The 13,845-nt window shown below is 65.4% G+C and carries 16 protein-coding genes; 4 read left to right on the forward strand and 12 right to left on the reverse strand.

All coding sequences use genetic code 11. From position 1 onward, the window contains the following. The first annotated feature begins 95 nt into the window (after window positions 1–95). Window positions 96–1,064 carry a transcriptional regulator GcvA gene (locus HV744_RS21935; RefSeq protein ID WP_175151501.1) on the forward strand — a complete coding sequence of 323 codons (969 nt, stop codon included), beginning with the start codon at window positions 96–98 and terminating at the stop codon, window positions 1,062–1,064. Between the two features lie 21 nt (window positions 1,065–1,085). Here HV744_RS21935 and HV744_RS21940 read toward each other — a convergent pair whose 3' ends face one another. The 10 genes from HV744_RS21940 to HV744_RS21985 all read right to left on the reverse strand — a co-directional run bounded on the left by HV744_RS21940 (window position 1,086) and on the right by HV744_RS21985 (window position 9,832). Beyond that, on the reverse strand, window positions 1,086–1,355 hold the full coding sequence (locus HV744_RS21940; protein WP_175151502.1) for a DUF493 family protein: 270 nt from the start codon (window positions 1,353–1,355) through the stop codon (window positions 1,086–1,088). Then, window positions 1,327–2,292, reverse strand: coding sequence for a D-amino acid aminotransferase (locus HV744_RS21945; RefSeq protein ID WP_175151503.1), 966 nt, complete (start codon window positions 2,290–2,292; stop codon window positions 1,327–1,329). Before HV744_RS21945 ends, HV744_RS21940 begins: the two co-directional genes overlap by 29 nt. Window positions 2,293–2,305: 13 nt before the next feature. Then, a complete protein-coding gene (locus HV744_RS21950; RefSeq protein ID WP_175151504.1) occupies window positions 2,306–3,535 on the reverse strand; it encodes a D-alanyl-D-alanine carboxypeptidase family protein in 1,230 nt (409 codons plus the stop codon). A 316-nt stretch (window positions 3,536–3,851) separates the two neighbouring features. Further along, the gene (locus HV744_RS21955) at window positions 3,852–4,496 is read right to left on the reverse strand and encodes an alpha/beta hydrolase (RefSeq protein ID WP_175151505.1); all 645 of its coding nucleotides are present in this window, start codon (window positions 4,494–4,496) and stop codon (window positions 3,852–3,854) included. A gap of 8 nt (window positions 4,497–4,504) precedes the next feature. Beyond that, window positions 4,505–4,828: a (2Fe-2S) ferredoxin domain-containing protein gene (locus HV744_RS21960; protein WP_175151506.1), complete on the reverse strand. Its 324-nt coding sequence runs from the start codon at window positions 4,826–4,828 to the stop codon at window positions 4,505–4,507. Window positions 4,829–5,001: 173 nt separating this feature from the next. Next, entirely contained in the window at window positions 5,002–6,159 is a 1,158-nt protein-coding gene (locus HV744_RS21965) for a VanZ family protein (protein ID WP_175151507.1), read from the reverse strand. Between the two features lie 31 nt (window positions 6,160–6,190). Next, window positions 6,191–6,814 (reverse strand): ABC-type transport auxiliary lipoprotein family protein, encoded by a 624-nt coding sequence (locus HV744_RS21970; RefSeq protein ID WP_175151508.1) that lies wholly within the window; start codon window positions 6,812–6,814, stop codon window positions 6,191–6,193. 30 nt (window positions 6,815–6,844) lie between these two features. After that, a complete protein-coding gene (locus HV744_RS21975; protein WP_175151509.1) occupies window positions 6,845–7,807 on the reverse strand; it encodes an MlaD family protein in 963 nt (320 codons plus the stop codon). 16 nt (window positions 7,808–7,823) lie between these two features. Further along, complete coding sequence (locus tag HV744_RS21980) at window positions 7,824–8,702, reverse strand: ABC transporter ATP-binding protein (RefSeq protein WP_175151510.1); 879 nt, start codon at window positions 8,700–8,702, stop codon at window positions 7,824–7,826. Beyond that, on the reverse strand, window positions 8,699–9,832 hold the full coding sequence (locus tag HV744_RS21985) for an MlaE family ABC transporter permease (RefSeq protein ID WP_175151511.1): 1,134 nt from the start codon (window positions 9,830–9,832) through the stop codon (window positions 8,699–8,701). The genes HV744_RS21980 and HV744_RS21985 overlap by 4 nt, the downstream gene beginning before the upstream one ends. Window positions 9,833–9,938: 106 nt before the next feature. Here HV744_RS21985 and HV744_RS21990 point away from each other — a divergent pair, with 106 nt between their 5' ends. The 3 genes from HV744_RS21990 to HV744_RS22000 are packed head-to-tail and all read left to right on the forward strand — an operon-like array spanning window position 9,939 to window position 11,964. Further along, a complete protein-coding gene (locus HV744_RS21990; protein WP_175151512.1) occupies window positions 9,939–10,856 on the forward strand; it encodes a biotin--[acetyl-CoA-carboxylase] ligase in 918 nt (305 codons plus the stop codon). Further along, the gene (locus HV744_RS21995) at window positions 10,853–11,668 is read left to right on the forward strand and encodes a type III pantothenate kinase (RefSeq protein WP_175151513.1); all 816 of its coding nucleotides are present in this window, start codon (window positions 10,853–10,855) and stop codon (window positions 11,666–11,668) included. The genes HV744_RS21990 and HV744_RS21995 overlap by 4 nt, the downstream gene beginning before the upstream one ends. Window positions 11,669–11,724: 56 nt before the next feature. Continuing rightward, window positions 11,725–11,964, forward strand: a complete 240-nt coding sequence (locus tag HV744_RS22000) for a hypothetical protein (protein ID WP_175151514.1) — start codon at window positions 11,725–11,727, stop codon at window positions 11,962–11,964. An 81-nt stretch (window positions 11,965–12,045) separates the two neighbouring features. Here HV744_RS22000 and rfaE2 read toward each other — a convergent pair whose 3' ends face one another. Both rfaE2 and HV744_RS22010 read right to left on the reverse strand, forming a co-directional pair. After that, a complete protein-coding gene (gene rfaE2 / locus HV744_RS22005) occupies window positions 12,046–12,528 on the reverse strand; it encodes a D-glycero-beta-D-manno-heptose 1-phosphate adenylyltransferase (RefSeq protein WP_175151515.1) in 483 nt (160 codons plus the stop codon). 177 nt (window positions 12,529–12,705) lie between these two features. Further along, complete coding sequence (locus tag HV744_RS22010; protein WP_175151516.1) at window positions 12,706–13,578, reverse strand: ferritin family protein; 873 nt, start codon at window positions 13,576–13,578, stop codon at window positions 12,706–12,708. Window positions 13,579–13,845 lie beyond the last annotated feature (267 nt).

Below are 13,845 nucleotides of genomic sequence, written 5' to 3' on the forward strand. Positions count from 1 at the left end.
GCCCTCGCCAAAAATCGTTTCATGGCTACAATCGTAGGCGTAGCAAGGGTTTACGCAAAACGAACTATTTTCACCCCTATGTGAGAAATATTGCGATGGACCTCCGTCAATTACCCGCGCTGAACGCGATCAAGGCGTTCGAAGCCGCCGCCCGCCACGAGAGCTTCTCGCGCGCGGCCGACGAGCTGTTCGTCACCCACGGCGCCGTCAGCCACCAGATTCGCGCGCTCGAGGCCGAACTGGGCGTCTCGCTGTTCGCGCGCGACGGCAAACGCGTGCGGCTCACCGAAACCGGCCGGCGCTACGCGACGCATGTGCGCACCGCGCTGATGGCGCTCGCTGACGCCACCCGCGAAATCCGCGCCGGCGACCGTGAGCGGCGCCTCGTTGTGTCGATGCTGTCGTCGTTTGCGGCGCGCTGGGTGACGCCGCGCATCGGCAGCTTTATCGAGGCGCATCCGCAGTGGGATCTCGAACTGCTGTCCACCAATGCGCTGACGGACTTCGCGCGCGACGACGTCGACGCGGCGATCCGTTTCGGCTTCGGCAAATATTCGGGGCTGCACTCGGAACTGTTGCTGGAGGAGATTTTCTTTCCGGCCTGCGCGCCGAATTTCAACGGCGGCAAGCTGCCGCAAACTCCGGCCGATCTGGCCAAAGTCCCGCTGCTGCGTTCCGACGACGAGTTGTGGCGCCCGTGGTTCGACGCCGCCGGCCTTACCGACTGGCCTGAGCCGAAGCGCGGCGTGCTGTACCAGGATTCGTCGAATCTGCTGCAGGCGGCCATCGACGGTCAGGGGGTCGCGCTCACGCGCCGCTCGCTGGCGATGCACGAGATCGCCGCGGGGCGGCTGGTGAGGTTATTCGATGTGGATGGGCCGAGCCCGTGGCAGTACTACTTCATCTGCCCGCCGCAGATGCGCGAAACCGCCCGGGTCAAGGCGTTTCACGACTGGGTGTTCGACGAGGTGGGGCGGTTCAAGCAGCTGTTCGACCGGGCTTGCGAGGCGCGACCCGCCGCGGGCGCCGGTCGGACGGCGAACGCATTGCACGTCGCGCCGTGACACGAAGCATCGCGCGATCCGTTAGAGCACCACTTTGACCATCGGATGGCCGGTCAGCGCACGATAGATATCGTCGAGATGCGCGCGGCTCGTGGCGCGCACCGTGACCGTCAGGCCCGTGTAGTTGCCGCCGCTGGACGGCCGCGTTTCGACGCGCGACGCGTCGACTTCGCGGTCGAACTGGCGGACCACCGTGACGATCGTCTCGGCGAACTCCGGGTGCGATTTGCCCATGATCTTGATCGGGAAATCGCAGGGAAAATCAAACAGTGAGTCGTTCGCGGGATTCATTTTCTACTCCTTGCTGCGCTTGTTGCGCCTCTTGCGCTTCCTTGGCCTTGGCTCGCTGATACGCCGCGTACAGCGCCACAAAGACCCCACCCGGCTTGCCTGCGCCGACCGGCTGACCGTCGAGCCGCGTGACCGGCAGCACTTCCTTGGTGGCTGAACTGACGATGATCTCGTCGGCCGCGCGCAACTCGGCTTCGGCAATCTCGCGCGCTTCGAAGCGGATGCCGCATTCGCCCGTCAGCTCTTCGATCAGACCGTAGCGAATCCCTTCGAGAATTTTGTGGCTGCGCGGCGGCGCCAACAACACGCCGTCCTTCACCATCCACACATTCGACGACGACCCTTCGGTCAGCATGCCGTCGCGAAACTGGATCGTCTCGAACGCGTCGTTCTCAGCCGCGTATTGCGCCATCAGCACGTTGCCGAGCAACGACACCGACTTGATGTCGCAATTGAGCCAGCGGCGATCCTCGGCGCTCACGCAACGCACGCCTTGCGCGCGCTGCGCGGCGTCCGGCAGATTGAGCGGCGTGACCATCACGAACACGGTCGGCTGGATGCCGGCCGGAAACGCGTGGCCACGCTTCGCGACACCTCGCGTCACCTGAATATAGGCAATCGCGTCCTGATCGGCAGGCAAACCGCCGTCCGCCTCGTTGGCCGCGACCACGCGCTCGATCAGTTCGCGCCAGCCGGCGTCGTTGAACGGATTGGCGATGCCGATCTTGCCGACCGAACGCGCGAGGCGCGCCAGATGCTGCGGGAAGCGAAACGCGCTCCGGCCGCCCGCATGCGCGTACAGCGGCGCGACTTCGTAAATGCCGTCGCCGAAAATAAAGCCGCGGTCGAGAACCGGCACGCGCGCTTCGGACAACGGCACCAGCTCGCCATTCAGATAAACGATCGGGTCGAGCGAAACATCGGAAACAGCGGTCATTGCGGTCGGGCTCTTACTTCTTCTTGTTGAACATCAGCATCAGCGAATCCCACACGCGACCCACCACGCCGGCTTGCGGCACGGCGTGCAACGCGACCACCGGAAATTGCGCGAGCACCTTGCCGTCGGCCACCAGCTTCGCGGTGCCGACCTGCTGACCGTTCGCGATCGGCGCGACCAGCGGATCGATCTGCTCGATCTGCGGCTTCACCTTGTCGCCCAGGCCCTTCGGCACGGTGATGTACTGGTCGCCCTTCACGCCGATCTGCACGCTGTCCTGCGCACCCTTGTAGACGCGCGGCGCGCCGACCACCTGGTTCGCCTTGTACAGACGCACCGTGTCATACGCGGTGTAGCCGTAGTTCAGCATCTTCAGGCTGTCCTGCACGCGGTCGTGCTCCTTGGTCTCGCCCATCATCACCGAGACGAGACGGCGCGACGCGTCGGTCGCGCCCGGCAGCGAACGCTTCGCGCTCGCGATCAGGCAGTAGCCCGCCGCTTGCGTGTGACCGGTCTTCAGGCCGTCCACCGTCGGGTCGATCCAAAGCAGACGATTGCGGTTCGGCTGCTTGATCTTGTTGTACGTGAAGTCCTTGACCGAGAAGATGTTGTAGTAGTCCGGGAAGTCGCGGATCAGACGCGCCGACAGCACCGCGAGGTCGCCCGCGGTCGTGTAGTGCTGCGGATCGGGCATGCCGTTCACGTCGGCGAAATGCGTGTTCTTCATGCCGAGGCGCTGCGCTTCGGTGTTCATCATGTTGACGAACTGCGCTTCGCTGCCGCCGACCAGTTCGGCCAGCGCGATCGCCGCGTCGTTACCCGACTGGACGATCATGCCGTACACCAGATCGTGCACGGTCACCGGCTTGTTCGCTTCGATGAACATGCGCGATTCGTCGGTGCGCACGCGGCGCACTGCTTCGCTCGGCATCACCGTCTGATCCATCGTGATCTTCTTCGTCTGCAGTGCTTCGAAGACGAGGTACGCGGTCATCAGCTTGGTCAGCGACGCCGGTTCCACGCGCTCGTCGGGATTACCGGACGCGAGCACCTGGTTGCTGGTGGCGTCCACGAGTACCCACGAGCGCGCGTTGACCGCCGGCGGCGGCACTTGCGCGAACGCGGTGCTGGCGGCGAGGGTCGCCGGCAACACGATGCCGAGGGTGACGGCGCGGCTAAGCTTGACGGGAACGAAGGAAGCAACTGACGGGAATGACGTGCGGCCGGTGGTGGAGAAACGCATAGGGTCGATTCGTGCGGAAAAATACATCGCGCGCAAGGCGCATAGTTTGGGGAGCCGGTCAGCGGGCGTCTGGCCGTAAAACGGCGCGGCGCCCATTGGACTTCCGGCGACGCGATCGGTTCGCGCAGCACGCCCGCACCGGCACCGCTGCGCGCGAACTGAAGCTCCGCGTCGCGCGAACTGCCGGATGGGCTGAGCTGCGCCCAAAAAAGAGCGCTCATTATACGCGCGCTAACCAGGTAACTTTGCGCAGGAGACGGCGATTAATTTGCGTTTTCGCGTACCTGTACCCCGGAAAACGCGCGCCGCGTGCAACTCACCGCCACGCGTCGACGATGATCCGCTTCAGAACGTGCAGCTTGCGATGCAGAAAGTGTTCCGCCCCCGGAATCACGACGACCGGCAATTCCTGCGGACGCGCCCAGTCGTAAACGGATTGAATGGGCACCGTCTCGTCGGTCTCGCCGTGAATCACGAGCGTGTTGTCCGGCACGGGCGCGACGTCCCAACGGCTTGCCGCGGTGCCGACCAGCACCATTCGCTCGATCTCCTGACCTTCTTCGCGCAGCTTCGCGGCCACATGCGACAGCACGAAAGTGCCGAACGAAAAGCCCGCGAGCACGAGGGGCAGATCGCCCTGCCCGGCTTCGGCCCGCATGTGATCCAGCACGGCGCGCAGATCGTCGCGCTCGCCGATGCCCGCGTCATGTTCGCCTTGCGTCTGGCCGACGCCGCGAAAATTCGAGCGATAGGTCACGTAGTTCAACTGCACCAGCGTGCGGGCGAGCGTCTGCGCGACCTTGTTGTCCATCGTGCCGCCGAACAGCGGATGCGGATGCGCGACCAGCGCAATACCGCGCGGCGCGGCGCCGTTCTCGCGCATCTCGTCGGGCAGATCCAGCGCGACCTCGATCTTGCCGACCGGGCCGTCGATCAGATATTTCTTCGTGTGGATGTTCATGGCGACGCTTATTGATCGATTTTCAGACGCTCGACGATCTTGCCGTTCACGAGGTGCGAGTCGACGATCTCGTCGATGTCGCTCTCGTCGACATACGTGTACCAGACGCCTTCGGGATACACGACGATTGTCGGGCCGAGCTCGCAGCGATCGAGGCAGCCGGCCTTGTTGATGCGCACCTGGCCGGGGCCGGCGAGGCCGAGTTGCTTCACGCGTTTTTTCGCGTACTCCTGCATCTCCTGCGCATTGCAGTTCGCGCAGCTCGGGCGCCCGGCGCCGGGCTCGCGCTGATTGAGGCAGAAGAAGACGTGGTACTTGTAGAAGGAGTCCATGATGTCCGAAGGCGAGACTGTAAGGGAGGGCAATGGCGCTGTCAGCGCGCCTGTTGTGCGGACGATTATAGCGAGCGGGGCTGGTGGCCGCCGACGCCGGTCATGGCCGAGGCGCGCTGCACGCCTGGGTCACGTGTGCTTCAAGCAGGCTTCATGCACTCTTCGTGCACGCTTCACACGTGCTTCATGCGCCGCTTGAGCCACGCCTGTTCGACAGCAAACGCCAGCCACACCAGCGCAGCATACGGCCAGATCCACGCGAGCCAATGCGCAAGCCCGTTGAAGTGCAGATAACGCCCTTGCCGCCAGTCGGCCAGCACCGCATCGAAATACGGATTCACCGGCAGCAGATTGACGAACACCAGCGCGACCACCAGCGCAACGCTCGCCAGCGCCGCGCGCGCCCCGCGCCGCAGAGGCAGCGCGAACAGCGCGGCCGCGGTGCCGCACACGAGCCCCGCAAGCGCGCCGGGCGTCGCCCAGTCGAAAGCGAGGCCCGACTGCGACTGCAGGAACGTGGCGCCCACTTTCACGCACAAGGTCGTGACGAGGAACACGAGCAACAAACGCACGCGCGGCGCATGTCGACGCACCGGCAGCGACGCCAGCGCGAGCGCGGCAAACAGGTTGAGCGTGGTGATCACGGCTTCCCACATGTCATCGGGCAGCCACGCGGCGGCCAGCGCCGGCCATGCGCCGACGTGCCAGCCCGGCGGCGTCCACGCGAGCAGCGCGTCCTGCATCGTCGAATCGAAACGCAGCCACAGCGCGCGCGGCCAGTTGCCCAGGCCGAACAGGCGCGGCGCCGGGTACATCGTCGCAAACGGCCATGCGGCGACCAGGCACGCGAGCGCCGCGCGATCGCGCTCGAACCACAGCAGCCGCAACCGCCTCAACAAGCCACGATCGAGCAGCGCGCCGGTCGCGGGCGACATGATCGCCGCGCCGAGCAAAGCGCCGAGCGCGTTGGCGGCCAGATCGAGGTTGGACGCGACGCGCGTCGGCAGATAGGTTTGCACCGCTTCCATCACGCCCGACAGCAGCCCGCCGAGCACGAAGGCCAACGCGACCGCCAGCGGGCCGCGCCAGCGCGGATAGACCGCGAGCACCACCAGCGCGCCGAACGGCATATAGCCGAGCACGTTGGTGACGACGTCGAACGCCGTCAGGTATTGCGGCATGGGATCGAACAGATAGGCAAACGGCGCGAGGCCAAGCGAACGCCAGCCCGAAAACGGATACCACGAACCGTAGACGATCAGCGCGGCATACAGCACCAGCGCCTGCCGGGCCAGCGCCGACGGACGGCGCAGCCAAGGTTTTTCGCTCATGCAGCGCTCCGTTGCGTGCGCTGCGGCCCCGTCATTGCGCGGCGACCAGCGCCTGCGCGCCGAGCCACGCGGCGATCTGCGCGACCAGATCGTCGCTGGCTGTGGCGAGCGCCCGCGCGCCGCCGGCGGCGTCCGCCGAACTGGCAGGCGCACCCGCAATGAACGTGCGCTGGCCGATCAGTTTGCCGCTCTTGGTGAGCGTGGCGCGCGCGGTGATGGCCGCGTGGCTTTCCGTCTGGCTGTCGAAAACCTGCTCGAACCCGGTCAGATCGACTTTCAGCACCGGCGCGGCCACGCCGTCGGAGCCTGTCAGCACGGTGCCATGCGAACTGAGCGCACCGCGCAGACGCTGGGTCAGCAACTGCGAAGGCATCATGGTCCAGTGGCTGTTCGCGTACGACGCCGTCTGCTGCGCGTCGGCATAGCTGAGCCGGTACATCAGCCGGTCGGACTCGAGCACCGCGGGCGCGGTCACATCGAGCACCTTCACTGCGGGCAGCGAGCCCGCCGATGCCGCCGGACTCGGCGGCCCGAAGTCGTAGCGAATCTCCGGGAGCGCGGACGTGCCCGCGCAGCCCACAGCCAGCACGCCGAACGCGAGCAGCACCGCCGCCGCGGCGCCCGAGGACAACAACCGGTGAATCGAGCGTGACATGAGATTCTTCCTTTCTTCAAACCTGCGGATTCAGTGTGCAGCGCGGGCAGCGGGCCAAGTAAAGCCCGACTCGCCAGGACCGGGCGCCGCAGCCGGCGCGCCGAACAGCACGCTGCGCGGACTGGTGCTGAACGTGTCCGCCGCGCGGTCCACCGAGCGCGCCGCCGAACGCACGTCGTCAGCGAGCGAGTTGACGCGCGGCAGGGTGTCGTAGCCGACTCGTGCCGACAACTCCTGCAACGTGCCGTTCATCGACGCCAGCGAGTCGCCCGCCTGCTGCGCCGCCGTGCCGACCTTGTTCAGGTTGGTTTCGAACGGACCGTTCGGGCGGTTCAGATTGGTGATCATCTTATCGGTCGACGCCAGTGTGCGATTCAGCTGGTCGATCGTGGCGGGCAGCTTGCCGGCGGCCGGCCCCATCTGCCGGGTCAGCGTGGCGACGCCGTCGGCGGCTTTCTGCAGGCTGGCCGCCGTGCCATGCAGCTGGTCGACCATTTCCGGCGACAAGATATTGTTCACGTCGTCCGCGACTCTTTCGAGCTTGCGCAGCAGCACGTCGCCGCGTTGCTGCAGTTGATCGAGCAGGCCGGGGTGCATCGGCAACTGCGCCACCTGGTGCAGCGACGACGGCAGCGGCCGCAGATCGCGCCCGGTGTCATCCAGTTGAATGAAGGCAATCCCGGTCACCCCCTGGAACCCCAGGCTGCCGAAAGTCGAATGGGTAATCGGCGCGCGCGTATCGACGAGGATGCGGATCAGGATCTGCCCAGGATGGCTCTGATCGAATTTGATCGACTGCACCTTGCCGACGTCGAGTCCGCGATAACGCACTGCCGCGTCGGCCGTGAGGCCGGACACACTGGTGCGCGCGATCAGATCGTAGGGCACCCGCACGGAACGGTCGACGTTGAACAGGAACGCCACCGCCGCGATAGCCAGTAGCAGGACGATCGTGAAGAGCCCGGCCCAGAAGGCGTGCGATTTGTTTTCCATGGTCAGGTTCCCAGGTTCACAGCGGCAGTTCGGACGACGCCGGCGCGAGCGCCGCGCGCGGCAGCTTCGCGCGGCGCTCCGGCGGCAGCGCCTGCAACGCGCGGCGCCCGCGCAGCCCGAGGAAATATTCGCGGATGAACGGATGATCGACGCCCGCCGCCTCTTCGACCGGCGCGGCGACCAGCACCTTGCGGTCCGCCAGCACGGCGACCCGGGTGGACAACGCGATCATCGTGTCGAGGTCGTGCGTGACCATCACCACAGTCAAACCCAGCGCGCGATGCAGCGCGGAGATCAGCTCGACGAATTCATCGGACGCCTGCGGATCGAGCCCGGCGGTCGGTTCGTCGAGGAACAGCAGCTCGGGCTCGAGCGCGATCGCGCGGGCAATGCCGACCCGCTTGATCATGCCGCCCGACAGCGCCGATGGCATCTTCGACGCATGTTTGCACGGCAGGCCGACCATCTCGAGCTTGAGCATCACGATGTCGCGCAGCAGCTCGTTGGGCACCTTGCCGAGTTCGCGCAACGGCTGCGCGATGTTGTCGAACACCGACAGCGACGAGAACAGCGCGCCACGCTGAAACAGCATGCCGGAGCGGCTGCGCATCAGCAGCGCGGTTTCCGGCGAGATGGTGGCGAGGTTCTCGCCGAACAGCTTGATGGTGCCGGAAGACGGATGCTCCAGGCCGAGAATCTGCCGCACCAGCGTGGTCTTGCCGGAGCCCGAGCCGCCGACGATCGACACGATCTCGCCGCGCCGCACGTCCAGGTTCAGATGCTGATGCACGATGTTGCGGCCGTAGCGCTTGGTGATGTCGATCACTTCGATCACCGGCTCGGCGATCGACGGCACGGGCTGGCCGCGCACGGCCTGGGTGAGTGGTGCGATCATCCTAGCCCCACGTTCTGGAAGAGGATCGCGAACACCGCGTCCGCGAGAATCACGATGGTGATCGACGTCACCACCGAGGTCGTCGTGCCTTCGCCGAGACTCTGCGAATTGGCCTTGATACGGAAACCGAAGTGACAGCCGACAATCGCGACCAGCATGCCGAACGCGACGCCCTTGCCGAGGCCGATCCACAGGTTTGCGATCGGCACCACGCCGGGCAGCGAGCGCGCGAAGAAGCTCATGTCGATGCCGAGCACCAGCTTGGCGGCCAGCGCGCCGCCGGTCAGCGCGATGATGTTGGTCCACATCACGAGCAGCGGCATCGCCACGCCGAGTGCGACCACGCGCGGCAGGATCAGGCGCAGGCCGTGCGGGATGCCCATCACGCGCATCGCGTCGAGTTCCTCGGTCACGCGCATCACGCCGATCTGCGCGGTGATCGCCGAACCCGAGCGGCCCGCCACCAGGATCGCCGAAAGCACCGGGCCCAGTTCGCGGATCACCGCCAACCCGAGAATATTGACGATGAACTGATTGGCGCCAAACAGCCGGAGCTGCTGCGCGGACAGATAGCTGAGCACGATGCCGATCAGGAATGCGACCAGCGCGGTGATCGGCAGCGCGCGGGCGCCGGCGTTATAGACGTTCGCCGAAATCTCGGTCCACGGCGTGATTTTCGGTTTGCGCACGATCGCCAGCAGATCGAGCACCACGCGCCCGAGCATCGCCACGCCGCCGTACAGGTGCTCGAAGAACGAGAAGATCGCCAGACCGAGGCGCGTGAACGGATCGAACTTGACCACCGGCTCGGCCTTCTCGCGTACCGTGTCGAGCAGCGCGATGCGCTCGAAAATATCGCGCTGCGTGTCGGTGAGCGTGGTGTCCGGCGGCATCGTGTGGCCCCACACGCGCCACAGCGCCTGACCGCCCACATGGTCCATCCGGTCGATGCGCGACAGATCCCACTGGCCGATGCCTTCAGCGCCGGTCAGCGATCGCAACTGCGGAATCACGTGCCCGGTGGCACGGTCGCGCGCGAGCGCGAGCGCCGTCCACTGGCCCGAGAGCCGGACGATCTTGCCTTGGCTGCCTGCCGCGACTTCAAGGCCGGGCGGAGTGTCGTAGTTCAAGGATCGCGAGAATCTGGTTATCGGATTAAGGGCCATTGTATCGAAGGCGCGGCCGATGGGCCGTGCTCAAAACCTCATAGAGTTCGCTGTCGCTACAATATGCGGCATGAACGCTTCCAAGACTCCACCTCAAGCCGCAGCCGCGACTCCGACCGGACCCGGCTGGCGCATCGACCGCGAGCGCGCTGTCGCGCTGTTTGGCGCGCACGCGCATGACTGGCCGATCGAAATCGTCGAGGAAACCGGCTCGACCAACGCCGACCTGATGGCCCGCGTCAAAGCGCTGCCGCGTCAAGCCGGCGCGCTGCCGCGGCCGATCGTGCGGGTCGCGTATCTGCAAACCGCCGGGCGTGGCCGGCGGGGCCGTCCGTGGTATGCGGAGCCGGGCAATGCGCTGCTGTTTTCGGTCGCGTGCGTGCTGCCGCGCCCGCTCGAAGGGCTGGCGGGCCTGAGCCTCGCGGTGGGCGTCGCGCTGGTCGACGGGCTGCGCTCGCTGCCGGTCGCCGGTCCCGGTCAGATCGCGCTGAAGTGGCCGAACGACGTGTTGCTCGAAGGCGACAAGCTGGCCGGCATCCTGATCGAAACCGCGTGGAGCATCGACGACGCCAGCGCCGTGGTGATCGGCATCGGCACCAATGTGAAGGGCGCGGACGAACTCGCGGCCAAGGTCGGCGCGCTGAACGCCGACGTGCCTCCGCAAGCGCGCGGCACGGTGCCGACCGCGCTGCAACGCGCGCTGCCCAACGCCAATCTCACCGACACGCTCGCCGCCGAATTGAACGCGCTCGAACCGGCGTTGCAGCGCTTCGGCGCCGAAGGCTTCGCGCCGTTCCAGGCGCGCTGGAACGCGGTGCACGCATACGCGGGCCGCGAAGTCGTGCTGCTGGAGCAAGGCGAGGAAGTCGCGCGCGGCGTGGCGGCGGGCGTCGACGAGCGCGGCCAGTTGCTGCTCGACACCGCCACCGGCCGCCAGACTGTTGCGACCGGCGATGTCTCGCTGCGTCTGGCCGACGGTGCCGCATGACGAGCGGCGCGCCTTATCTGTTGATCGACGCGGGCAATAGCCGGATCAAGTGGGTGCTGGTGCTAGCGGACGGCACGCAGTTCGCGGCGGGCGCGCTGACCCATGGCGGCACCGATCAACCCGACTGGTCGAATCTGCCGGCGCCCGGCAGCGCATGGTTATCCAATGTCGCCGGCGAAAGTGTCGCCGCGCGGGTCACGGCGCTGCTCGACGCGCGCTGGCCGAAACTACCGCTCACGACGATCCGCGCCCGCGCGCAGCAATGCGGCGTGACCAATCGCTACACCACGCCGGATGCGCTCGGCAGCGACCGCTGGGCCGGCATGATCGGCGCGCACGCGGCGTTTCCCGGCGAACATCTGCTGCTCGCGACGTTCGGCACGGCGACCACGCTCGAGGCCTTGCGCGCGGACGGCTGTTTTGTCGGCGGCCTGATTGCGCCTGGCTGGACCCTGATGATGCGCTCGCTCGGCGAGCACACGGCGCAACTGCCGACGCTCGACGCCGCCGCGGCACGTGGCCTGCTCGATGCCGATAGCCCGCCTGCCACGACACGCCGCGGCCCGTTCTTCGCGACGGATACGCCGCGCTCGCTGTCCGCCGGTTGCACGCTGGCGCAAGCCGGTTTGATCGAACGGATGTGGCGCGACTTGCAGGATGAGTGGCAGGTGCCGGTGCGGCTCGTGGTGAGCGGCGGCGCCGTGGACGAAGTGGCGAGCGCGCTCAAAGTGCCGCATACTCGCCACGATTCGCTCGTGCTGTCCGGCCTCGCGCTGATTGCCGCCGAGTGCGCAACGGAACACGGCGCCTGAATTGCGGCGCTGCCGATCACGGCGGCTCAAATTTTTCTGGACGGGGACAACCCACAATGCTTCGCTGGCCGATCGCCATCTTGTTTCTTGCCAACATACTGGCATTCGTCGCGGTGCGCGGCGTATTCGGCCCGTCGCCCACGGCCGGCGGTCGCGAGCCGAACCACCTGAACCGGCAGGTTCATCCGGACTGGTTGAAAGTGCGGCCGGTCGCGGCTGCCGAAGCCGCCGATCAACCGGTTGTCGGCGGCCCGGCGCCGGCGGCGCCGATTGCGGCATCGACATTGCCGCAGTAACAAGACTTTGAGGCTTTAGGCGGGCGCCGGCGCAACACGCACGGCTTCGCACGACACGCGACACGACGTCCGCAGCAGCAATCAGCTTTGCGTGCGAACCTTCTTCAGCAACGCGGTGGTCGAGCGATCGTGCTCGAAGGGAATCGCCAGCGCCTTGCCGCCCCAGCCCCGCACGACAGCCGACTCGGGCAACACATCCATATCGTAGTCGCCGCCCTTGACGAGCACGTCCGGCCGCAGCGCCGTAATCAACTCGACGGGCGTCTTCTCGCCAAAGCACACCACATAGTCGACGCTCTCCAGCGCCGCCAGCAAAGCCATCCGGTCGGCCTCGTTATTGATCGGCCGGTCGTCGCCCTTGCCGAGCATGCGCACTGACGCATCGCTATTCACGCCGACGATCAGGCAGGCGCCCAATGCCTTGGCATCGGCAAGATAGGTCACATGCCCGCGATGCAGGATATCGAACACGCCGTTGGTGAACACGACCGGCGCGCTCAACGAAGGACGCAGCTTCACCAGTGCATCGCGCGTAAGAATCTTGCGTTCGAAAATTGCAGCCATGACAGAGTCGCTGAGAAAGAGAGAAAAGTGCCGTCACGATACACGGTGGACGCCATGAAGCAAAACGGCCCGACAAGCTCACGCCTGCCGGGCCGTTCTTGAAACCTTACAACCTGTTCGCGGCGAGGGCGCCGAAGCGCGCCTGAATCCCCGAACCTGGATCACACACTCACAGCATCAAGCCGGTTGTTCAGCCGACTTCTGATCCGCCTGCAAGCGCGCCACCACTTCCTTGCGATAGCGGTTCAATTCCTGCGCCGTATTGAACGTGCGCTCGAACAGAATCGACAGGTTGTGCAGAATGCGCTCGACCACTTTCTTTTCCCAGCCGTCGTCGAAACGGATTTGCTCGTCGAGCCAGCGCTCGAGCCATTCCGGGTCCGGCAGGCGCGATTGAATCGTGTCGCGCGGGAACAGCGCCTGATTCACGTGCAGATTCGTCGGATGCAGCGGCTTTTCCGTGCGGCGCGCCGATGCCATCAGGACGCCGATCTTCGCAAATGCGGCACGTGCGATGTCACCGGTTTGCGCCATCGCTTTCTTCATGTAGCGCAGATATGCGCCGCCATGACGCGCTTCGTCGCGGGAAATGGTTTCGTAGATTGCCTTGATGACCGGCTCCGTGTGCCATTCGGCTGCACGGCGATACCAGTGATTCAGGCGGATTTCGCCGCAGAAATGCAGCATCAGCGTTTCGAGCGGCGGCGCCGGATCGAATTCGAAGCGCACCGCGTGCAGTTCCTCTTCGGTCGGGCACATTTCCGGCTTGAAACGGCGCAGATATTCCATCAGCACCAGCGAATGCTTTTGTTCTTCGAAGAACCACACGCTCATGAACGCGGAGAAATCGCTGTCGTGATGGTTGTCACGCAGAAACATTTCGGTGGCGGGCAACGCTGACCATTCGGTGATCGCGTTCATCTTGATCGTCGCGGCCTGCTCGTCGGTCAGTAGCGATGCGTCGAACTTGTCCCAGGGAATGTCTTTCTCCATGTCCCATCGAACGGATTCGAGCGATTTATAAAGTTCCGGATAAAGCATGGTGTTCATAGTCCCACCCCTGTTCTGCGCATACTGTCTGTGTCTGTTACTACTACGTGTAGCACTTTTTCTCACGACGAACGAAACGCACCGTTTGTCGGCTAAGCGTTCAATTTTACGCGGTAATCGGCTGCCCAGATGCACCGGGCAGCAAAGAAGTCCGGGCATGTGCGCCAGCGCAAACCCATATAAGTTACGCGCTGTGCGGCCAACCGTGGGTGAGGGATACCCTGTGCCTGAGGTCGAGCCAGTCTGCGATGAAAACCGCACCGTCCA

Source organism: Paraburkholderia ultramafica (assembly GCF_902859915.1).
GTDB lineage: Bacteria > Pseudomonadota > Gammaproteobacteria > Burkholderiales > Burkholderiaceae > Paraburkholderia > Paraburkholderia ultramafica.